20 protein-coding genes and 3 tRNA genes are annotated in these 18,654 nt (G+C 72.5%); 2 read left to right on the top strand and 21 right to left on the bottom strand.

The genetic code is table 11. The annotated features are described in order from the left end of the window. Positions 1-85: 85 nt before the first annotated feature. The 11 genes from BM158_RS05240 to rplJ form a co-directional block, all read right to left on the bottom strand. A complete protein-coding gene (locus tag BM158_RS05240) occupies positions 86-1,360 on the bottom strand; it encodes an MCE family protein (protein WP_091555247.1) in 1,275 nt (424 codons plus the stop codon). Then, the gene (locus BM158_RS05235; RefSeq protein ID WP_091555245.1) at positions 1,357-2,649 is read right to left on the bottom strand and encodes an MCE family protein; all 1,293 of its coding nucleotides are present in this window, start codon (positions 2,647-2,649) and stop codon (positions 1,357-1,359) included. Before BM158_RS05235 ends, BM158_RS05240 begins: the two co-directional genes overlap by 4 nt. Then, the gene (locus BM158_RS05230) at positions 2,646-3,887 is read right to left on the bottom strand and encodes an MCE family protein (RefSeq protein ID WP_091556357.1); all 1,242 of its coding nucleotides are present in this window, start codon (positions 3,885-3,887) and stop codon (positions 2,646-2,648) included. The genes BM158_RS05235 and BM158_RS05230 overlap by 4 nt, the downstream gene beginning before the upstream one ends. After that, positions 3,884-4,909 carry an MCE family protein gene (locus BM158_RS05225; protein WP_091555243.1) on the bottom strand — a complete coding sequence of 342 codons (1,026 nt, stop codon included), beginning with the start codon at positions 4,907-4,909 and terminating at the stop codon, positions 3,884-3,886. Before BM158_RS05225 ends, BM158_RS05230 begins: the two co-directional genes overlap by 4 nt. Continuing rightward, the gene (locus tag BM158_RS05220) at positions 4,909-5,946 is read right to left on the bottom strand and encodes an MCE family protein (RefSeq protein WP_165628838.1); all 1,038 of its coding nucleotides are present in this window, start codon (positions 5,944-5,946) and stop codon (positions 4,909-4,911) included. The genes BM158_RS05225 and BM158_RS05220 overlap by 1 nt, the downstream gene beginning before the upstream one ends. Then, positions 5,943-7,382, bottom strand: a complete 1,440-nt coding sequence (locus BM158_RS05215; RefSeq protein WP_091555241.1) for an MCE family protein — start codon at positions 7,380-7,382, stop codon at positions 5,943-5,945. The genes BM158_RS05220 and BM158_RS05215 overlap by 4 nt, the downstream gene beginning before the upstream one ends. Continuing rightward, the gene (locus BM158_RS05210) at positions 7,379-8,248 is read right to left on the bottom strand and encodes an MlaE family ABC transporter permease (RefSeq protein WP_207507701.1); all 870 of its coding nucleotides are present in this window, start codon (positions 8,246-8,248) and stop codon (positions 7,379-7,381) included. The genes BM158_RS05215 and BM158_RS05210 overlap by 4 nt, the downstream gene beginning before the upstream one ends. 3 nt (positions 8,249-8,251) lie before the next feature. Continuing rightward, positions 8,252-9,073, bottom strand: coding sequence for an MlaE family ABC transporter permease (locus BM158_RS05205; RefSeq protein WP_229827632.1), 822 nt, complete (start codon positions 9,071-9,073; stop codon positions 8,252-8,254). Next, complete coding sequence (locus BM158_RS05200) at positions 9,070-10,182, bottom strand: ABC transporter ATP-binding protein (RefSeq protein WP_191328653.1); 1,113 nt, start codon at positions 10,180-10,182, stop codon at positions 9,070-9,072. Before BM158_RS05200 ends, BM158_RS05205 begins: the two co-directional genes overlap by 4 nt. Positions 10,183-10,471: 289 nt before the next feature. Continuing rightward, positions 10,472-10,867: a 50S ribosomal protein L7/L12 gene (gene rplL / locus BM158_RS05195; protein ID WP_091555237.1), complete on the bottom strand. Its 396-nt coding sequence runs from the start codon at positions 10,865-10,867 to the stop codon at positions 10,472-10,474. Between the two features lie 17 nt (positions 10,868-10,884). Then, positions 10,885-11,490 carry a 50S ribosomal protein L10 gene (gene rplJ, locus BM158_RS05190; protein WP_091555235.1) on the bottom strand — a complete coding sequence of 202 codons (606 nt, stop codon included), beginning with the start codon at positions 11,488-11,490 and terminating at the stop codon, positions 10,885-10,887. Positions 11,491-11,821: 331 nt separating this feature from the next. On the opposite strand from rplJ, the gene BM158_RS05185 reads away from it, so the two are divergent. After that, positions 11,822-13,162, top strand: a complete 1,341-nt coding sequence (locus BM158_RS05185) for an SAM-dependent methyltransferase (protein WP_091555233.1) — start codon at positions 11,822-11,824, stop codon at positions 13,160-13,162. A 17-nt stretch (positions 13,163-13,179) separates the two neighbouring features. Next, on the top strand, positions 13,180-13,998 hold the full coding sequence (locus BM158_RS05180) for a DUF1295 domain-containing protein (protein WP_207506182.1): 819 nt from the start codon (positions 13,180-13,182) through the stop codon (positions 13,996-13,998). 55 nt (positions 13,999-14,053) lie between these two features. Here BM158_RS05180 and rplA read toward each other — a convergent pair whose 3' ends face one another. The 10 genes from rplA to BM158_RS05130 all read right to left on the bottom strand — a co-directional run bounded on the left by rplA (position 14,054) and on the right by BM158_RS05130 (position 18,625). Continuing rightward, positions 14,054-14,776 (bottom strand): 50S ribosomal protein L1, encoded by a 723-nt coding sequence (gene rplA / locus BM158_RS05175; RefSeq protein ID WP_091061356.1) that lies wholly within the window; start codon positions 14,774-14,776, stop codon positions 14,054-14,056. Between the two features lie 88 nt (positions 14,777-14,864). Further along, on the bottom strand, positions 14,865-15,293 hold the full coding sequence (gene rplK / locus BM158_RS05170; protein WP_091061354.1) for a 50S ribosomal protein L11: 429 nt from the start codon (positions 15,291-15,293) through the stop codon (positions 14,865-14,867). A 45-nt stretch (positions 15,294-15,338) separates the two neighbouring features. Beyond that, the gene (gene nusG / locus BM158_RS05165; protein ID WP_091555231.1) at positions 15,339-16,259 is read right to left on the bottom strand and encodes a transcription termination/antitermination protein NusG; all 921 of its coding nucleotides are present in this window, start codon (positions 16,257-16,259) and stop codon (positions 15,339-15,341) included. Positions 16,260-16,308: 49 nt separating this feature from the next. Then, complete coding sequence (secE, locus tag BM158_RS05160) at positions 16,309-16,899, bottom strand: preprotein translocase subunit SecE (protein ID WP_091555230.1); 591 nt, start codon at positions 16,897-16,899, stop codon at positions 16,309-16,311. A gap of 130 nt (positions 16,900-17,029) precedes the next feature. Then, positions 17,030-17,102 (bottom strand) — tRNA-Trp (locus BM158_RS05155). 175 nt (positions 17,103-17,277) lie between these two features. Next, entirely contained in the window at positions 17,278-17,703 is a 426-nt protein-coding gene (locus BM158_RS05150; protein ID WP_091555228.1) for a MaoC family dehydratase, read from the bottom strand. Then, complete coding sequence (locus BM158_RS05145; RefSeq protein ID WP_091555226.1) at positions 17,703-18,146, bottom strand: MaoC family dehydratase N-terminal domain-containing protein; 444 nt, start codon at positions 18,144-18,146, stop codon at positions 17,703-17,705. Before BM158_RS05145 ends, BM158_RS05150 begins: the two co-directional genes overlap by 1 nt. A gap of 34 nt (positions 18,147-18,180) precedes the next feature. Then, a complete protein-coding gene (gene rpmG / locus BM158_RS05140) occupies positions 18,181-18,345 on the bottom strand; it encodes a 50S ribosomal protein L33 (RefSeq protein ID WP_055764573.1) in 165 nt (54 codons plus the stop codon). A gap of 88 nt (positions 18,346-18,433) precedes the next feature. Next, positions 18,434-18,507, bottom strand: a tRNA-Met gene (locus tag BM158_RS05135). Positions 18,508-18,552: 45 nt separating this feature from the next. Then, positions 18,553-18,625, bottom strand: a tRNA-Thr gene (locus BM158_RS05130). Between the last annotated feature and the right edge of the window lie 29 nt (positions 18,626-18,654).

The raw sequence follows: 18,654 nt of genomic DNA, 5'->3' as shown, positions 1-18,654 counted from the left end.
CGGCGGGGGCCGGTCGGTGGGCAGGTCACGGTAGCTGTCCTGGCCGGGCACCGGGCCGCCGGCCGCGCCGGCCGGCCCGGGCGGGTCAGCCGGCGGTGGTGGCGAAGGGCGAGGCGCCGAGGAGCCCGCCGAGCAGGTCGTCCAGCAGCCCGTCCAGGGAGGGGCCGCCGCCGACCGTGCCGCCCTGGGGCCCGGGCGAGGCCACGCCGCCCGAGCCGCCGATGTTCTGCTCGCCGCGGATGTTGGACCCGGTCTCGTCGACGCCGTCGCCCGGGTTCGGGTCGACGCCGTCGACCACGTCGCAGCGCACCTGGGTGGTGTCCAGGCCGGCGACGGCGCCGGGCGAGGGCGTGGAACCGGTGGACACGTAGCCGCTGACGCAGGCGTGCGGGTCGTTCGAGTTCAGCACGAACCCGAAGTGCGCGCGCATCTGCCCGTCGGCGTCGCGGCGGACCACGCTGAACCCGCCGGTGACCACCTCGGGGTAGGTGACCAGCAGCTGCTCGACGCCGTCCAGGCGGGGGGTGGTGACGTCGTTGAGCACGTCGACGTTGCGGATGAGGGAGCTCAGGCCGGGGCCGGCGTCCTGCACCAGCTGCTGCAGCGCCGCACCGGCGTCGGGGGCGTTGACCACCAGGCTGCGCAGGTCGGCGTCGCTGCTGACCAGGGTGTCCGACAGCAGCCGCAGGTTCGCCGCCCAGTCCTCGATGGCGCTGCGCGAGTCGACCTGGGTCTGCAGCACCGTCTGCCCGTCGCGGATGAGCTGCAGGGTCTGCGGCAGGGACTCCTCGGCCCGGGTGAGCAGCAGGTTGCCGTTGTCGATCAACCGGGACAGGTCACCGCCCGCGCCGTCGAAGGCGGTGCCCAGCTCGTCGACGACGATCCGCAGGTTCTCGGTGTCGATGGAGCCGACCAGGCCGTCGACGTCCTGCAGCAGCTGCTCGACCGGGATGGGGATCGAGGTGCGGTCGACCGGGATGACCGAGCCGTCGCCCAGGAACGGGCCGTCGGCGGAGTCCGGCCGCAGGTCGACGTACTGCTCGCCGACGGCGCTGCGGTTGGCCACCGCGGCCGCGGCGTCGGCCGGGATGGGCGGGGCGTCGTCGTCGATCCGGAGCTCGACCTCGACGCCGTCGTCGGTCAGCTGCATGTCGCTGACCCGGCCGACGGCGACGCCGCGGTAGGTCACCTCGGCGTTGACGAAGATGCCGCCGGAGTCGCTGAACTCCGCGGCGACGGTGTAGCCGCCGCCGAGGAGCAGCCGGTCCAGCCCCACGTAGCGGAAGCCGACGTAGCTCATGCCCAGCAGCGCGACGACCGCGAAGGCCAGCAGCTGCAGCCGGGTGGTCCGGGTGATCACTGGCCGGCTCCCGTCGTCAGGCCGGGGACGGCCGGCAGGCCGAGCAGCCCGCCGTCGGTGCTCCCCGTGCCGGCGGTGCCCGGCACCAGCGCGGTGAGGTCGGGGAGCGTGGGCAGGGTGAACCCGCCGCTGGACCCGCCGCCGCCGGAGCCCTGGGTGGGCGTGGTCCCCGCCCCGCCGCCCGGGCTGCCGGGGACGCCGCACGCGTCGGTGACCTGCGCGGGGTCCAGGAGCACCAGGGCGCCGGTGGTCTGGTCCACCACGTAGCGGCAGAACAGCTCGGTCAGGTCCAGGTTGAGGTCCGCGGTCATGTTCGAGAACAGCGCGTACCCGCCGGTGCGCTGGTCGGTGCGGTACTGCAGCGCGGTCAGCGAGCTGGCCGGGAAGGGGTAGGTCAGCAGCAGGTCCAGCGAGCCGGCCAGGTCCGGGCCGGCCGCGGCGAGCTGGCTGAGGATGGGCTGCAGGTCCTGCAGGTTGGCCACGGTGTCGGCGCCGGTCTCGTTGATCACCCGGGTGCCGACGTCGCCGAGCTGGGCGAGTGACTGCAGCATCGACACCAGCAGCCCGCGCTGGTCCTCCAGCACGGCCAGGCCGGGGCCGATGGTGTCCAGCGCGGTGGTCAGCGTCCCGGTGCCCTGGGCCAGGGTCGCGGCCAGGGCGTCGACGCTGTCCAGCGCCCGGTTGATCTCCGCGCGCTGGTCGTCGAGGCCGCCGATGAAGGTGTCGAGCTGGTCGAGGGTGTTGCGGACGGCGTCCTCTCGGCCCTCGAGGGCGTCGCCGAGCTCGGCGGTGATGGTCTGCAGCTGGGCCAGCCCGCCGCCGTTGAGCACCAGGGACAGCGCGCCGAGGACCTCCTCGACCTCCACGTTGCGGTTGGTGCGGTCCAGCGTGATCAGCGACCCGTCCTCGAGCCGGCCCGAGGGTGCCTCTCCCCCGCCGGGCGCGGCCAGCTCGACGAACTTCTCGCCGAGCAGCGAGGTCTGCTGGATCATCGCGACGGCGTTGGCCGGCAGGTCGACGTCGCCGTCGACCTCGACGGTGACCAGGGCGGTCCAGTCGTCGCCGAGCTGGATGTCGGTCACCTTGCCGACCGGGACGTCGGCGACCCGGACGCCGGACTGCGGCACCAGGTCCAGCACGTCGGTGAACTGGATCTGCACCGAGTACGGGTCGTCGCCGGTGTCGGCGCCGCCGGGCAGGTCGATGGAGTAGGCGCCACGGAACCCGCAGCCCGACAGCAGGACGGCGGCCGACGCGAGGGCGGCGGCACGGCGCAGCGAGGTGGTCACGAGCCGGCTCCCGGGATCGAGGGCAGGCCGGGCAGGAGCGAACCCCCACCGGGCGCGGACGACGACGGCGAGAAGATGGCGGTCAGCAGCTCCTGCAGGTCGGGGATGCCGTTGCCGTTGAGGTCCAGCAGTTCGCCGGTGGCACCGGGGTCGCCCGAGAGGATCCGCCCGCACACCTGGTCGATGGGCGGCAGCCCGAGCAGTGCCGTCGGGTCGGCCAGGTCGATGCCCCCCAGCTGCAGCCGGCCCGCCTGGCCGAGCAGCTGGCAGACCACGACGTCGGCGTTCTGGCTGCCCAGGGAGTTGTCCCGGGTGTCCAGCGTGCCGTAGTCGGGGTTGTAGGCGTGCGCCAGGTTGCCGATCGCCGCCGGAGCCACGTCGAGCACCTGGGCCAGCGCCTGGCGCTGCTGCACCAGCGTGAGGGTGACGTCGGCCAGCCGGTCGACGTTGGTGGTCAGCAGCGCGGTGTTCTGCTGCACGAAGGTGGCCACCTGGCCCAGCGCGGTGTTCAGCAGCGAGATGGCCTGGGCCAGGTCCTGCCGCTCGCCGGCCAGCTGCTCGGCCACGGCGGCCAGGTTCTGGTTGAACTGGCCGACCTGGCTGTCGACGGTGGCCAGCGCGCTGGTGAAGGTCTGCAGGTTCTCCACCGAGGCGAACAGGTCGTCGCGGTTGTCGGCGAGGGTGCGCACCGCCTGCGAGAACCCGGACAGGGTGTCGTTCAGCGCCTGGCCGTTGCCGTCGAGGTTGGCCGCGGCGACGTCGACGAGGTCGGACAGCGCACCGTCGGCGTTCGCCCCGGTGGGGCCCAGCGCGGTGGAGAGGTCGTCGAGGGCGCCGTAGACCTGGTCGAGCTCGACCGGGGTGGCGGTGCGCTCCAGCGGCACCTCGGCGCCGTCGGCCATCCGGTCGCCGCCGCTGTAGACCGGCGCGAACTGCACGTACCGGTCGGCCACCAGGGACGGCGCGAGGATGACCGCGTCGGCGTCCGCGGGGATGGCGTAGGCGTCGTCGACGAGCATCTCGACCTCGACGCGGTCCCCCATCGGCACGACCCGGGTGATGGACCCGACGTCGATGCCGAGGATCCGCACGCTGGAGCCCTCGTAGAGGCCCACGGCCTGGGTGAAGTACGCGGTGACCCGGATCTGGCCGGCCGGGCGCAGCACCGCCCAGCCCAGCGCACCGACCAGGACCAGCGCCGCGGCCAGCGCCACCCACCGCTGCAGCCGGGCGGTCACGGTGAGCACCCCACGAGGCCGCCGGAGCCCTGGGAGACCGTGCCGCACAGCACGCCACCCACGACGCCCGGGATCAGGTTGTCCACGAAGCTGTCGAACCAGCGGCCGTTGCCCAGGGTGTTGGTGAAGACCGTGACGAAGGGCGCCAGGTTGGCCACCGTGTCCCCCAGGTTCTGCCGGTTGCGCTCGAGGATGTCGGTGACCGTGGACAGCTGGGCCAGGGCCGGGGTGAGCGCGGCGGTGTTGTCCTGCACCAGCCCGGACAGCTGGGTGGACAGCTGCTGGGTGGTGGTGAGGATGGAGTCGATCAGCTGCCGCCGGTTCTGCACCTCGGTCAGCAGGGTGTTGGAGTCGATGATCAGCTGGGTGAACTCGCCGTTTCGGTCGGCCAGCACCTGCGTCACGTCGCGGGTGGCCGACAGCAGCTGCTGCAGCTGGGCGTCCCGGCTGGAGATGGTCTGCGACAGCCGCGACAGCCCGTCGAGGGAGGTGCGGACCTCGTCGGGGGTGTCGGCGAAGGTCTCGCTGAGCACCTCGAAGGACTGCGCCAGCTGTCCGGTGTCGATGCCGTCGATGGTCTGGGCCAGCCCGCTGAAGGCCTGCACGACGTCGTAGGGCGAGGCCGTGCGGTCCAGCGGGATCGGCGTCCCCGGGTCCAGCGCGTTCGTGCCCTGCGGCACCAGCGCGAGGTACTTGGCGCCCAGCACCGTCTCGATCTTGATGGCGGCCTGGCTCTGGTCGCCGACGAAGGCGTCGCGGACCCGGAACTCCACGGTGACCGCGCCGTCCTCCAGCGCCAGGCTCTCGACCTGGCCGACCTTGACGCCGGCCACGCGCACCGGGTCGTCGGGCCGCAGGCCCGCGGCCTCGCTGAACTGCGCGGTGTAGACGGTGCCGCCGCCGATGAGGGGCAGGGACTGCGCGTTGAAGGCCAGCACGACCAGCAGCGCGATGACCGACAGGCTGACCGCCCCGATGGTCACCGGGTTGCGGTCGCGGAACGGGCGGGACTGGCGGGCCATCAGCTGCACCCCGCCGAGTTGTTCTGCGCGCCGCCCGGGGGCAGCTGGGTGGTGCCGACGACGGGCAGGGTGACCACGCCCGAGGCCGAGCACAGGTAGAAGTTGAACCAGCTGCCGTTGACCGCCGTCCGGGTGATCAGGTCGACCTTGGTCGGGGCCAGCTGCAGGAAGCTCTCCAGCACGTCGCCGCTGTCGGCGAGGTTGGTCGACAGGTCGCCCAGCGCGGTGATGTCGGCGGCCAGCGGAGGCCGCGCGTCGCTGAGGAACTGCGACGTGGTCGCGGCCAGGCCGTCGATGGTCTGCAGCGAGTCGAAGATGGCCTGCCGGTCCTCCGTCAGCCCGGAGACGAACTGCTGCAGCGACACGACCAGGTCCGAGAGCTGCTGGTCGCGCGCGGCGACGGTGCCGACGACGGTGGTCAGGTTGTCGATCACGCTGCCGATGACCTGGTCCTTGTCGGCGAGGGAGTTGGTCAGCGACCCCACGTGCGCCAGCAGGCTCTGCACGGTGCCCCCCTCGCCCTGGAAGACCTGGATGAGCTCGAAGGACAGGCGGTTGACGTCGTCGGGGTCCAGCGCCTGGAACAGCGGCTGGAACCCGCCGAACAGCACGGTCAGGTCCAGGGCCGGCTTGGTCTGCGCGACCGGGATGGTGTCGCCGGCGGCCAGGGTCCGCCCGCCCGAGCCCCCGCCCTCGGTGAGGGAGATGTACCGCTGCCCCACCAGGTTCCGGTACTTGATCGTGGCCTCGACGCCGGCGGGCAGCCGCACGTCGGTGGACACCTCGAAGCCGACCTCGGCCTGCGGGTCCTCCGCCGAGTCGCCGAGCCCGATCTCGGTGACCTGCCCGACCCGCACGCCGGCGATGCGCACCTCGTCGCCGACGACCAGGCCGGCGACGTCGGTGAACTCGGCGCGGTAGCCGGTCTGGTCGCCGAAGCCGGCGTTGGTGATGGTGGCCAGCAGCACGTAGCTGGCCAGGATGGTGACCATCGCGAAGACGACCAGCTTCACGATCGGTGCGGTCAGGCCCCTCACGGCACCATCACCTGCGTCCCGCGCAGCAGCGGCGCCAGGCTCGAGGCCGCGAGGTCGGACACCTGCGACGGGTCGACGCCGGTCTGGTAGCCCAGCAGCCCGCGGACGAAGTCCAGCTCCGCCGAGGACCCGGCCAGGCTGGCCGAGCCGCCGGGCCCGCCGTCGGTCAGCCCGCTGGGCAGCGCCGACGCCAGGTCCAGGTCGGTGCCCACGCCGGTGCCGTCGCGGCCGGTGCGGGTGTCCTCGAAGGGGAGGTCCTCGGGGCCGGTGCCGCCGAGGCAGCGCGGGTTGCCCGACACCGGGTTGTCCGGGGAGTCGACGCCGTCCAGCGGCGGGACCGGGCAGTAGTACTCGCCCTGCGCGGCCGCGGCGATGACGCCGTCGATGTCGCCCAGCCCCCGGCAGTCGGGGCCTGACACGTCGTCGTAGGCCGGCTGGTCACCGGGGACGTAGGGGTTGCGCGGGGGCAGGGTGACGGTGATGTTCAGGTTCAGCGCCGGGTCGCCGTCGGCACCGAAGGCCTCGGAGATCATCGGGTTGAACCGGGTCAGCCCGTTCAGGAAGCAGGGGTACTCCGGGGAGTAGCGCGCCAGCAGCGACAGCACCGGCCGGGAGCCCTGGGCCAGCTGGATCAGCGACTGCTCGTTCTGCTGCAGGAACCCGGCCGCGGTCTGCGCGGAGGAGCCGACCACGGTGAAGGTGCGGCGCAGCTGCTCGGCCTGGTCGACCACCGTGCTCGCGGTGACCGAGAGGTTGTCCAGCACGGCCAGGATGTCCGGCGCGGCGGCGTCGTAGGTGTCCGCGACGTCGGCCAGCAGCGAGATGTCGGCCTGCAGCTCGGGCAGCACGGTGTTGATCTGGCCCACGTAGCTGCCGGTGTCGGCCAGGTTCTGCCCCAGCCGGTCGCCGCGGCCGCGCAGCGCGTCGGCGACCGCGCCCAGGGTGTAGGACAGGTCGGCCGGGTCGACGGCCTGCAGCAGCGGCAGCAGGTCGTCGATGACGCGCTCGAGCTCGATGGCGTTCTCGCTGCGGTCCTGCGGGATGGTGTCGCCGGCGGCCAGCCGCTCCGGGCTGGGGTCGTCGGGGATGACCAGGGAGACGAACCGCTCGCCGAACAGCGTCTTGGGCAGCAGCCGGGCGTTGACGTTGGCCGGGATCTCGTCCAGGTGCTCGGGCTGGATGGCCAGCTCCACGGTCGCGCCGTCGGCGGAGGCCCGCACGTCGCGCACCTCCCCCACGATCACGCCGCGGACCTTGACGTCGCTGGCCGACTGCAGCTGGTTGCCGACGGTGTCGGTCTGCAGGGTCACCGTCACCGCGCCGCTGAACGCCTTCTGGTAGGTGGCCACGGCCAGCCCCAGCAGCAGGGCCAGCACCACCAGGAAGGCCAGCCCCTGCACCCGTCGCAGCGCGACCCTGCGCCCGCCCCGGCTCATCCTGCGATCCTCACCGTCGTCGTCGAGCCCCAGATGGCCAGGGACAGGAACAGGTCGATGACCATCACGGCCACGATGGAGAAGCGCACCGCGCGGCCCACGGCCAGCCCGACGCCGGCGGGGCCGCCGCCGGCCCGGTAGCCGTAGTAGCAGTGCGACAGGATGATCACGACGCTGAAGACCAGCACCTTCACGAAGGACCAGAGCACGTCCTGCGGTGGCAGGAACAGGTTGAAGTAGTGGTCGTAGGTGCCCGCCGACTGCCCGTAGACCGACGTGGTGATGGTGCGGGTGGCGAAGTAGCTGGTGAGCAGCCCGATCACGTAGAGCGGGATGACGGCGACGAACCCGGCGACGATGCGGGTGGTGACCAGGAACGGCAGCGAGGGGACGCCCATGACCTCCAGGGCGTCGATCTCCTCGTTGATCCGCATGGCGCCGATCTGCGCGGTGAACCCGCAGCCGACGGTGGCCGACAGCGCCAGGCCGGCGACCAGGGGCGCGATCTCGCGGGTGTTGAAGTACGCGGAGAGGAACCCGGTGAACGCCGAGGTGCCCAGCTGGTCCAGCGCCTGGTAGCCCTGCAGGCCGACCTCGGTGCCGGTGAAGAAGGACAGGAACGCGATGACGCCGACGGTGCCGCCGACCACGGCCAGCGCGCCGGTGCCGAAGCTGACCTCGGCGAGCAGCCGGAAGGTCTCCCGCTTGTAGCGGCGCAGCGTGCGCGGGGTCCAGCCCAGCGCCCGGCCGTAGAAGCTGACCTGGTCGCCGAGGTCCTCGAGGGTGGCCATGGGCCGGCCGTAGACCGTGCGCACCAGCCGGCGCGCACGGACCTTGACCCGGTCGACGGGTGAGAGGAGGGCCACCGTCTAGGACCCCTTCGGCGGCACGAGCTGGAAGTAGATGGCCGTGATGACGAAGTTGACCGCGAACAGCAGCAGGAAGGTGATGACCACCGACTGGTTGACCGCGTCGCCCACGCCCTTGGGCCCGCCACCGGCCCGCAGGCCCTTGTAGGAGGCCACGATGCCGGCGATCAGCCCGAAGATCAGCGCCTTGATCTCCCCGGACCAGAAGTCCTGCACCTGCGCCAGTGCGCTGAACGACGCCAGGTAGGCGCCCGGGGTGCCGCCCTGCAGGATGACGTTGAAGAAGTAGCCGCCGGAGACGCCGACCACCGAGACCAGGCCGTTGAGCAGGACGGCGACCACCATGGCGGCCAGCACGCGGGGGACGACGAGGCGCTGGATCGGCGAGATGCCGAGGACCTCCATGGCGTCGATCTCGTCGCGGATCTTGCGGGCCCCGAGGTCGGCGCAGATGGCCGAGCCGCCGGCCCCGGCGATGAGCAGCGCGGTGACGATCGGGCTGGCCTCGCGCAGCACGGCCAGCACCGACGCCGACCCGGTGAAGGACTGCGCACCCAGCTGCCGGGTCAGCGAGCCCAGCTGCAGGGCGATGACCGCGCCGAACGGGATCGCGACCAGCGCGGTCGGCAGGATCGTCACCGAGGCCACGAACCAGGTCTGCTGGATGAACTCCCGCAGCTGGAACGGCCGCCGGAAGACCGCGCGGACGACGTCGAGGGCGAAGGCGAAGAGGTTGCCGCTGGCGCGCAGGGGCCGGGTCGGGGAGAACGTCCCGTCCAGCAGGCCCGGCGCCTTCGGCTTCTCGCCCGGGACTGCGCTCACGGACGGCCCCGGGGATCGGGGACGACGAGGTCGGCACCGTCCTCGGTGCGCCACTCCCGGCCGCCGCCGGGGGTGGGCGCGAAGGAACCCGAGTCGGCCAGCGCGAGCAGGTCCGGCGGCAGGCTGGCCCGGATGGCGTCGGCGGTGGCCGGGTCGTAGGTGTGCAGCATTCGGGCCACCCGCTCCTGGCGGCGGCGCACGGCCTTGCGCTCGGGCAGGCCGGGGGTGGGCTCCAGCTGCGGCGGGACGGCGTCCCCGCCGGAGGCACCCTTGGGGCCGACGCCGTTGTGCGCGTCCCCGCCCCGGGCCTCCAGCGCGGCCATCTCGGCCTCGACCTGGGCGACGTCCTTCTCCTCGCTCATCCCGATCGGCCCCTCGCGGCGGCCGTTGAGGAACTGCCGGACCACCGGCTCCTGGCTGGTGAGCAGCTGTTCGCGGGGGCCGAACATCGCCAGGTGCCGCCGGAACAGCAGGCCGAGGTTGTCCGGCACGGTGCGGGCGGTGCCGATGTCGTGGGTGACGATGAGGAACGTCGCGTCGATCTGGGCGTTGAGGTCGACGATGAGCTGGTTCAGGTAGGCCACGCGGACCGGGTCCAGGCCGGAGTCGGGTTCGTCGAAGAGGATGACCTCGGGGTCGAGCACCAGCGCGCGGGCGATGCCGGCGCGCTTGCGCATGCCGCCGGAGATCTCCCCGGGCAGCTTCCCCTCGGTGCCGGCCAGGCCGACCATGTCCATCTTCTCCATGACGATGGACCGGACCTCGGACTCGCTCTTGCGGGTGTGCTCGCGCAGCGGGAAGGCGATGTTGTCGTAGAGGTTCATCGAGCCGAACAGGGCGCCGTCCTGGAACAGCACGCCGAACAGCCGCCGGACGTCGTAGAGCTCGCGCTCGGAGCAGCTGACGATGTCGACGTCGGTCATCACGATCGAGCCGCGCTCGGGCTTGAGCAGGCCGACGAGGGACTTGAGGAAGACCGACTTGCCGGTGCCCGACGGGCCGAGCATGACCGAGATCTCCCCCGGCGGGAGGGTGAGGGTCACGTCGGACCAGATGTTCTGGCTGCCGAAGGACTTGGTGAGCCCCTCCACGTGCACGGCGACGCCCACGCTCCGACCTCCTCCACCGGCTCCGCTGCCGGCGCTGCTGCTCCTGCTGGGCCCCGGCATCATGCGGCCCCACCTGCGACCGCGCATGTCTACTGGGGAGTAACGAAGGACGAGGTTAGTGGTTACGCAGGTCACGGCAATCGCGTGGGCCCCGTCTCACACGAACTCGTGACCTGCGCGCGACCTGCCGCGTACGCAGCAGGGGCCGCACCCCCCGGAGGAGGTACGGCCCCTGCTGTCGATCGGTGTCACCCGCGGGCGACGTGCCCGGCGTGCGCCGGGCGGGGTGTCACTTGACGGTGACGGTGGCGCCGGCGCCCTCGAGGGCGGCCTTGGCCTTCTCCGCGGCGTCCTTGGCGACCTTCTCCAGGACCGGCTTCGGCGCGCCGTCGACCAGGTCCTTGGCCTCCTTGAGGCCGAGCGAGGTCAGGCCGCGCACCTCCTTGATGACCTGGATCTTCTTGTCGCCGGCGGCCTCGAGGATGACGTCGAACTCGTCCTGCTCGGCGGCGGCCTCGGCGCCACCGCCACCGGCACCGCCGGCGGCGGGCGCAGCGGCCATGGCGACGGGGGCGGCGGCGGTGACCTCGAAGGTCTCCTCGAACTGCTTCACGAAGTCCGACAGCTCCAGGAGGGTCATCTCCTTGAAGGCGTCGAGCAGCTCGTCGGTGGACAGCTTGGCCATGGTTCTTCTCCTACTGGTCAGTCGTCGCTGGCCGCGGGCGCGGCGTCAGCGTCGGTGTCGGGGGTGGTGGGTGCAGCAGCAGCGGTCTCGTCGGCGGCCGGGGAGTCGCCCGCGGGCTTCTTCTCCTTGAGCGCCTCGGCGAGCCGGGCGACCTGCGACAGCGGGGCCTGGAACAGCCCGGCGGCCTTGGTGAGGTTGCCCTTCATCGCGCCGGCCAGCTTGGCCAGCAGGACGTCGCGGGACTCGACGTCGGCGAGGCGGGTGACCTCGGCGGCGTCGACCGGACGACCCTCGACGACGCCGCCCTTGACCACGAGGGCCGGGTTGGCCTTCGCGAAGTCGCGGATCGCCTTGGCGGCCTCGACCGGGTCACCGGCGATGAACGCGATGGCGGTCGGGCCGGTGAGCAGCGGGGCCAGCTCGGAGAAGCCGACGGAGTCCGCGGCCCGCTTCGTCAGGGTGTTCTTGACGACGGCGTAGCTGCTGCCCGCACCGAGGGAACGACGCAGCTGGCTCAGCTGCGCCACGGTCAGCCCGCGGTACTCGGTGAGCACCGCCGCACTCGAGTCCTGGAACCGGCTGGTGATCTCCGCGATCGCCGCATCCTTGGCCTGCGTGGGCATGGGCCTCCTCTCTCAGTCGGGGCGACCACCGGAGGAGGCACGGTGCGCATCGATCGAGGGGCCCGGAGACGGGAGACGCCCCGGCGCAGGGCGCACGGGGCGTGGGCAGGCACAGGGCCTGGCGACGATCCGTTCACCTGCGCGGGCCGCCCGGACGGATCCGGGACCTTCGATCGCACGCGGACGTGCGACGACCAGCGGTCTGGGGGGAACGCCGAGAAGAGTACACGCCCGGCGCGACGCGCGGTCGCGGGCATCCGCCCGGCCCACCCGGGACGAATGCCGCACGATCTACCCGCACGTCGTCGGCAGGACAGGAGCACCACCACCCATGAGCACCCCCGACCGCACCGTCGCAGGCCGGCTCGCCGGCCTCGTGGGCGAGGTCTTCGGCGGCCGCGTCCCGGTCCGCATCCGCGCCTGGGACGGCAGCGAGGCCGGCCCCGCCGACGACGCCCCCGTCGTCGTGCTGCGCAGCCGCACCGCCCTGCGCCGGCTGCTGTGGGACCCGAACGAGCTGGGCCTGGCGCGGGCCTACGTGGCCGGCGAGATCGACGTCGAGGGCGACCTGGCCGAGGGCCTGTCCCGGGTGTGGTCGCTGGTCCGCGAGCGGCCGCCGGCCCTGCCGGGCGTGCGCGACCAGCTGCGCTGGGCGCGGACCGCCGTCCGGCTGGGCATCGTGGGCCGCCGGCCGGCCGCCCCGCCGGAGGAGGCGGTGCTGTCGGGCGAGAAGCACACCACCGACCGCGACAGCGACGCGATCAGCTACCACTACGACCAGAGCAACGACGTCTACCAGGCGCTGCTCGACGAGCACATGGCCTACTCGTGCGCCTACTTCCGCGAGGACCCGGCCACCGACCCCGGCGCCGCCGACGGCAGCTACACCGTCACCGAGGCGCAGCGGGACAAGCTGGAGCTGGTCTGCCGCAAGCTGGGCCTGCAGCCGGGCATGCGGCTGCTGGACGTCGGCTGCGGCTGGGGCTCGATGATCGTCTACGCCGCCCAGCACCACGGCGTGCACGCCACCGGCGTCACCATCTCCGCCCAGCAGCGCGACCACATCGAGAAGGTCGTCGCCGAGCGCGGGCTGGCCGACCGGGTGACCGTGCGGCTGCAGGACTACCGCGACGTCCCGGTCCCCGTCGAGGGCCCCTACGACGCAATCAGCTCGATCGAGATGAGCGAGCACGTCGGCCAGGAGCAGTACCCGGTGTACGCGGCCACCCTGCACCGGCTGGTGCGCCCGGGCGGCCGGGTGCTGGTGCAGGCGATGAGCCACCCCAGCGCGCCCGGCGGCGGCGCCTTCATCGAGCGCTACGTGGCCCCCGACATGCACATGCGCCCGACCTGGCAGACCGCCGAGATGCTCGCCGCGCCGGGCCTGGAGCTGCGCGACGTGGAGAGCATCCGGGAGCACTACGACTGGACCGTGCGGGCCTGGGCGCAGCGCCTCGAGGAGCGCTGGGACGAGGTGGCCGGGCTCATCGGCACCGCCGGGGCACGCATCTGGCGGCTGTACCTGGCCGGCGGCGGGCTGACCTTCGCGGAGAACCGGATGGGCGTGGACCAGCTGCTGTTCGTCAAGCCCCGCCCCGACGGCCGCAGCGGCATGCCCGCCACCCGCAGCGCCTGGCACGAGGGCCTGGGCGCCCCCCGCCGGGCCTCCTGACCCCGACGGCGACGGCGGTGGACCTCGACTGGGGTGCCCTGGGCACCGGTGCGCTGGTCTCGTTCGTGGTCCTGCTGGCGGTGTTCACCGGCACCTGGCTGCTCGCGCTGCGGCTGGGCCGGCACTCGGTGGTGGACGTCGTCTGGGGCCTGGGGTTCGTCGTCGTCGCCCTCGCCGGGCTGCTCACCGCGCGGGCCGGCGGGCACGGCGACCTCGGCCGGCAGCTGCTGGTCCTCGCGCTCACCACCGCGTGGGGCGTCCGGCTGGCCGTGCACATCGGCCGGCGCAACGGGGACCGGGAGGACCCGCGGTACGAGGAGATCGCCGCCCGCGCCCGCGGCTCGGTGGCCGCGCACCTCTACCGCCGGGTGTACCTGCCGCAGACCGCCGTCCTGTTCGTGGTGTCGTCGCCGTTGCTGGTCGCGGCCTTCCAGGACGGGACGGCGACCGGTGGGTGGCCGCTGGTGGTGGCCCTGCTCGGCGTCGCGGTGTGGTCGCTGGGGTTCACCTTCGAGACGGTCGGCGACTGGCAGCTGGAGCGGTTCAAGGCCGACCCGGCCAACCGCGGCCAGGTCAACGACCGCGGCCTCTGGCGCTACACCCGGCACCCGAACTACTTCGGCGACGCCTGCGTGATGTGGGGCCTGTGGCTGCCCACGGCGGCGCACTGGTCGGGCTGGGTGTTCGTCGTCTGCCCGGCGCTCATGACGCTGAACCTGGTCAAGGGGTCGGGGGCGGCGATGACCGAGCGCCGGATGGCGAGCTCCCGGCCGGGGTTCGCCGCGTACGTGGCCCGCACCAGCGCGTTCGTCCCCTGGCCCCCGAAGCCGTCCTGAACGCACGACGCCCCCGCAGCCGGTGGCTGCGGGGGCGTCTGCGGTGCGGGGTCGGTCAGACCTGCGAGGCCTCGTCGACCAGCAGGTTGCGGGTGCGGTTCGGGTCCACCGGGATGCCCGGGCCCATCGTGGTGGAGACGGTGACCTTGCGGACGTAGCGGCCCTTGGCGGCCGACGGCTTGGCCCGCAGCACCTCGTCGAGGGCGGCGGCGTAGTTCTCCACCAGCTTGGTCTCGTCGAAGGAGACCTTGCCGATGACCAGGTGCAGGTTCGACTGCTTGTCGACGCGGAAGTTGATCTTCCCGCCCTTGATGTCGTTGACGGCCTTGGTGACGTCGGGGGTCACGGTGCCGGTCTTCGGGTTCGGCATCAGGCCACGGGGGCCGAGGATGCGGGCGATGCGGCCGACCTTGGCCATCTGGTCGGGGGTGGCGATCGCGGCGTCGAAGTCCAGGAAGCCGCCCTGGATGCGCTCGATCAGGTCGTCCGAGCCGACGACGTCGGCGCCGGCGGCCTCGGCCTCGGCGGCCTTGTCACCGGTCGCGAAGACGATGACGCGGGCGGTCTTGCCGGTGCCGTGGGGCAGGTTGACCGTGCCGCGGACCATCTGGTCGGCCTTGCGGGGGTCGACGCCGAGGCGGATGGCGACCTCGACGGTCGCGTCGTACTTGGTGGTCGACGTCTGCTTCGCCAGCCCCGCCGCCTGCAGCGGGCTGTAGAGCTGGGTGGCGTCGACGAGCTCCGCTGCCTTGCGGAAGTTCTTGCCGTGCTTGGCCATGGTGGCGCTCCTGTCTGCGCCCGCTCGCGCGGGCGGTCGTGTGGTGAACGGGCCTGGGCCGGCCCTCCCACGAGTACTGGGGGTGGTGCTACTGGACGGTGATGCCCATCGACCGGGCGGTGCCGGCGATGATCTTCTCGGCCTGGTCCAGGTCGTTGGCGTTCAGGTCCTCCATCTTGACCTGGGCGATCTCGCGGACCTGGTCACGGGTGACCGTGGCGACCTTGGTCTTGTGCGGCTCGCCCGAGCCCTTCTCCACACCGGCGGCCTTCAGCAGCATGCGGGCTGCCGGCGGCGTCTTGGTGATGAAGGTGAAGGAGCGGTCCTCGAAGACCGAGATCTCCACGGGGACGATGTCACCGCGCTGCGACTCGGTCGCGGCGTTGTAGGCCTTGCAGAACTCCATGATGTTGACGCCGTGCTGGCCGAGCGCCGGACCGACGGGCGGGGCGGGGGTGGCCGCACCGGCCTTGATCTGGAGCTTGATGACCGCGGTCAACCGCTTCCTGGGGGGCATGACTTCCTCTTCTTGTCGTTCAGGGGGTGGTGCGGATCAGCCGGGTCAGAGCTTCTGGACCTGGCTGAAGGACAGCTCGACCGGCGTCTCGCGGCCGAAGATGGAGACCAGCACCTGCAGCTTCTGCTGCTCGGCGTTGATCTCGTTGATGGTGGCCGGGAGGGTGGCGAACGGGCCGTCCATGACGGTGACGGACTCGCCGACCTCGAAGTCGACCACGGGGCTGCTGGGCGTGCCGGCGGCCGGCGAACCGGCCTCGGGCGAGGCGGCGGCCTTCGGGGTGGTCGCGGGGACCAGCAGCTTGACGACCTCGTCCAGGCTCAGCGGCGAGGGCCGCGAGGTGGCGCCGACGAAGCCGGTGACGCCGGGGGTGTTGCGCACCGCGCCCCAGGAGTCGTCGGTGAGGTCCATCCGGACCAGCAGGTAGCCGGGCAGCACCTTGCGGTTGACCTGCACCCGCTTGCCGTTCTTGATCTCGGTGACCTCTTCGGTCGGGACCTCGATCTGGAAGATGTAGTCCTCCATGTCGAGGCTGGTGATCCGCGACTCGAGGTTGGTCTTCACCTTGTTCTCGTAGCCGGCGTAGGAGTGGATGACGTACCAGTCGCCGAACGCGCCGGCCAGCGCCTTGCGCATCGCCTCGGCCGGGTCCTCGTCCTCCTCCTCGGCGGTCGCGAGGACCTCCTCGGTGAGCGGGTCGTGGTCGGGCGCCGGCTCCAGCGTGGTGTCGCCGACCAGTGCGTCGTCGACGGCGCCGCGGGCGTTGCCGGTGCCGCCGGCGACCGCGTCGGCCATCGGGTTGTCGGCGGTCAGGTCGCCGGTGTCCACCGAGCCCTCGGCCGCACCGGTCTCGCGCACGCCGGTCTCGGCGTCGACGGCACCGGTGGCGGCGTCCACGGCGGCGTCGGCCGTCGGGTCCTCGGTGGCGTCGGCGACGACGTCGTCGTTCTCGCGGGGGTCGGTCACGGGGTGGGTCTCTTTCCTGTGCGTCGGCGGTGCGGGGTCGGTGGCGGGGTCAGCCGAAGACGGCGATGACGCCCTGGGCGAAGAGGATGTCCAGCCCGGCCACCAGCGCCACCATGAAGGCGACGAAGACGATGACGACGGTCGTGTAGGTGATCAGCTCGCGCCGGCCAGGCCAGATGACCTTGCGCAGCTCGGCGACGACCTCGCGGAGGAACCGGCCGATGCTGCGCTTCTCGCGCAGCTCGGCGGCGCGGGCCCGCTCGGCCGCGGCCCGGGTCGGGGTCTGGTCCTTCTTGGCCGCGGCGCTCCGCCCGCCGGGACGGGTGGTGCGGGCCTCGCTGGCCGGGCGGCCACCGGGACGGTCGCGGCGGCGCACCCGGGGGGCGGCCGGCTCGTCGTCGTCCTCGTCGTCGTCGGCGGTGATGGCGCCCCGACGGCGGCGGGCGGGGGTGGCGACGACCTTGTCCTCGTCCTCGGCCGCCTCGGCGGCGACCTCGTCCTCGGCGGCCTCGAGCTCGGCGGCGTCGTCGACCCCGGGGGTCTCGGCGTCGATCTGCTCGTCGGTCAGCTCGGCGTCGTCGGCGGGCTCGGACCTCGGACGCCGGCGTGCGTCCTCGGTGCCCGGCTGCTCGTCGCTCACTGCGCCTCGCCTCGTCGTCGGTGTTCGCGGTCTGGGGTGGTGGTCGCGCCACCGTCCCGGCCGGCCCGGCCGGGTGTCCTGCGCCGCTCGGGGGCGGGTCGTGCACTCCGCCGGCGGACCGGCGGGCGGGCAGGGGTGACAGGACTTGAACCTGCAGCCTGCGGTTTTGGAGACCGCTGCTCTGCCAATTGAGCTACACCCCTAGGCGGCCACCGGGGCGACCGCCGGGGACCTCGACCTGCCGGGTGACGTGGTCCGACCACTCCATGACCAGCACGGGGTGGTACCGGGGCACGCCGGTGGCAGGGTCTGAGAACCCCAGGCGAGAAGTGTACGTGACGGGGTCGGCGCCCAGCCACCACGCCTGCCGGCGGGGTCTCAGAGCTGGACGACGGCCCGGGCCAGCGAGAGCACCTTCTCGCCGCCGCTGGTGACGGTGAGGTCCACCCGGACGCGGCCGTCGTCCAGCAGGGCGGCGACCCGGCCGGCCACGACGACCTCGGCACCGACGCCGTCGTCGGGCACGACGACCGGGCGGCTGAAGCGCACGGAGTACTCGACCAGGGCGCCGGGGTCGCCTGCCCAGGCCGTGACGGCGCGGGCGGCCAGGCCGGCGGTGAGCATGCCGTGGGCGATGACGCCGGGCAGGCCGACCTCGGTGGCCACGCGCTCGTTCCAGTGGATGACGTTGAAGTCACCGGAGGCGCCGGCGTAGCGGACCAGGTCGGCGCGGGTGACCCGGGAGGTCTGCGGCGGGAGCTCGGTGCCGACCTCGACGTCGGCGCGGCGGACGACGGCGGCCATCAGGCGCCCCGCGCCACGAGCATGGCGCTGGTCCGGCAGACCGGCTCGCCGTCCTCGGTGGCGAGGTCGACGCGGGTGGTGAGCATGTCGTTGCCGGCCACGCTGCGCACGGCCTCGATCGAGGCGGTGGCGACCAGGCGGTCACCGGCGCGGATCGGGCGGTGGTGGACGAACTTCTGCTCGCCGTGCACGACACGGCTGTAGTCGATGGCGACGTCGGGGTCCTCGAGGACCACGTTGCCCGCGCCCAGGCTCAGCACGATGGCGAACGTGGGCGGGGCGACGACGTCGGGGTGGCCGGCCGCGCGGGCGGCCTCGGTGTCGCGGTAGACCGGGTCGTCGTCGCCCAGCGCGCGGGCGAACTCGGCGATCTTCTCGCGCCCCACCTCGTAGACGACGGAGGGCGGGTAGCTGCGCCCGACCAGTCCTGGGTCCAACGCCATGCTCCCGCCCTCCGTCGCTCGAAGCCTGCTGGGGTCAGCGGGTCTCGCGGTGGACCGTGTGCTTCTTGTCCGTGGGGCAGTACTTCTTCAGCTCGAGCCGGTCGGGGTCGTTCCGACGGTTCTTGCGGGTGATGTAGTTGCGGTTCTTGCACTCCTGGCACGCCAGGGTGATCTTCGGACGGACATCGGTGGCTGCCATGAGCGTTTCCTCGCCTTGTTCTGGGATGACGTGCGCGGGATGGTCCCCCACACGGCGACGGACCCCGGTGACCGGGGTCCGTCAGGAGTAGCGGCGACCGGACTTGAACCGGTGACACAACGATTATGAGCCGTTTGCTCTACCAGGCTGAGCTACGCCGCCGGGATGACCGTGCGGCCCGATCTGTCGACTGGACCGGCTGGTCGGAGCCCCTTTACGGAATCGAACCGTAGACCTTCTCCTTACCATGGAGACGCTCTGCCGACTGAGCTAAAGGGGCCTGCCTGCTTCGCGGGACACACTACCCGG

Origin of the sequence: Klenkia taihuensis, assembly GCF_900112525.1 — a bacterium.
Lineage (GTDB): Bacteria > Actinomycetota > Actinomycetes > Mycobacteriales > Geodermatophilaceae > Klenkia > Klenkia taihuensis.
The sequence above is the reverse complement of the archived record's forward strand: the minus strand, read 5'-3'. Positions and strand labels throughout refer to the sequence as shown.

Coding starts and splice junctions, on each gene's coding strand:
- BM158_RS05225 (WP_091555243.1), bottom strand. CDS start 4,909: ATGGCCCGCCAGTCCCGCCCGTTCCGCGACCGCAACCCGGTGACCATC.
- BM158_RS05215 (WP_091555241.1), bottom strand. CDS start 7,382: ATGAGCCGGGGCGGGCGCAGGGTCGCGCTGCGACGGGTGCAGGGGCTG.
- rplL (WP_091555237.1), bottom strand. CDS start 10,867: ATGGCCAAGCTGTCCACCGACGAGCTGCTCGACGCCTTCAAGGAGATG.
- rplJ (WP_091555235.1), bottom strand. CDS start 11,490: ATGCCCACGCAGGCCAAGGATGCGGCGATCGCGGAGATCACCAGCCGG.
- BM158_RS05185 (WP_091555233.1), top strand. CDS start 11,822: ATGAGCACCCCCGACCGCACCGTCGCAGGCCGGCTCGCCGGCCTCGTG.
- rplA (WP_091061356.1), bottom strand. CDS start 14,776: ATGGCCAAGCACGGCAAGAACTTCCGCAAGGCAGCGGAGCTCGTCGAC.
- rplK (WP_091061354.1), bottom strand. CDS start 15,293: ATGCCCCCCAGGAAGCGGTTGACCGCGGTCATCAAGCTCCAGATCAAG.
- BM158_RS05150 (WP_091555228.1), bottom strand. CDS start 17,703: ATGGCCGCCGTCGTCCGCCGCGCCGACGTCGAGGTCGGCACCGAGCTC.
- BM158_RS05145 (WP_091555226.1), bottom strand. CDS start 18,146: ATGGCGTTGGACCCAGGACTGGTCGGGCGCAGCTACCCGCCCTCCGTC.
- rpmG (WP_055764573.1), bottom strand. CDS start 18,345: ATGGCAGCCACCGATGTCCGTCCGAAGATCACCCTGGCGTGCCAGGAG.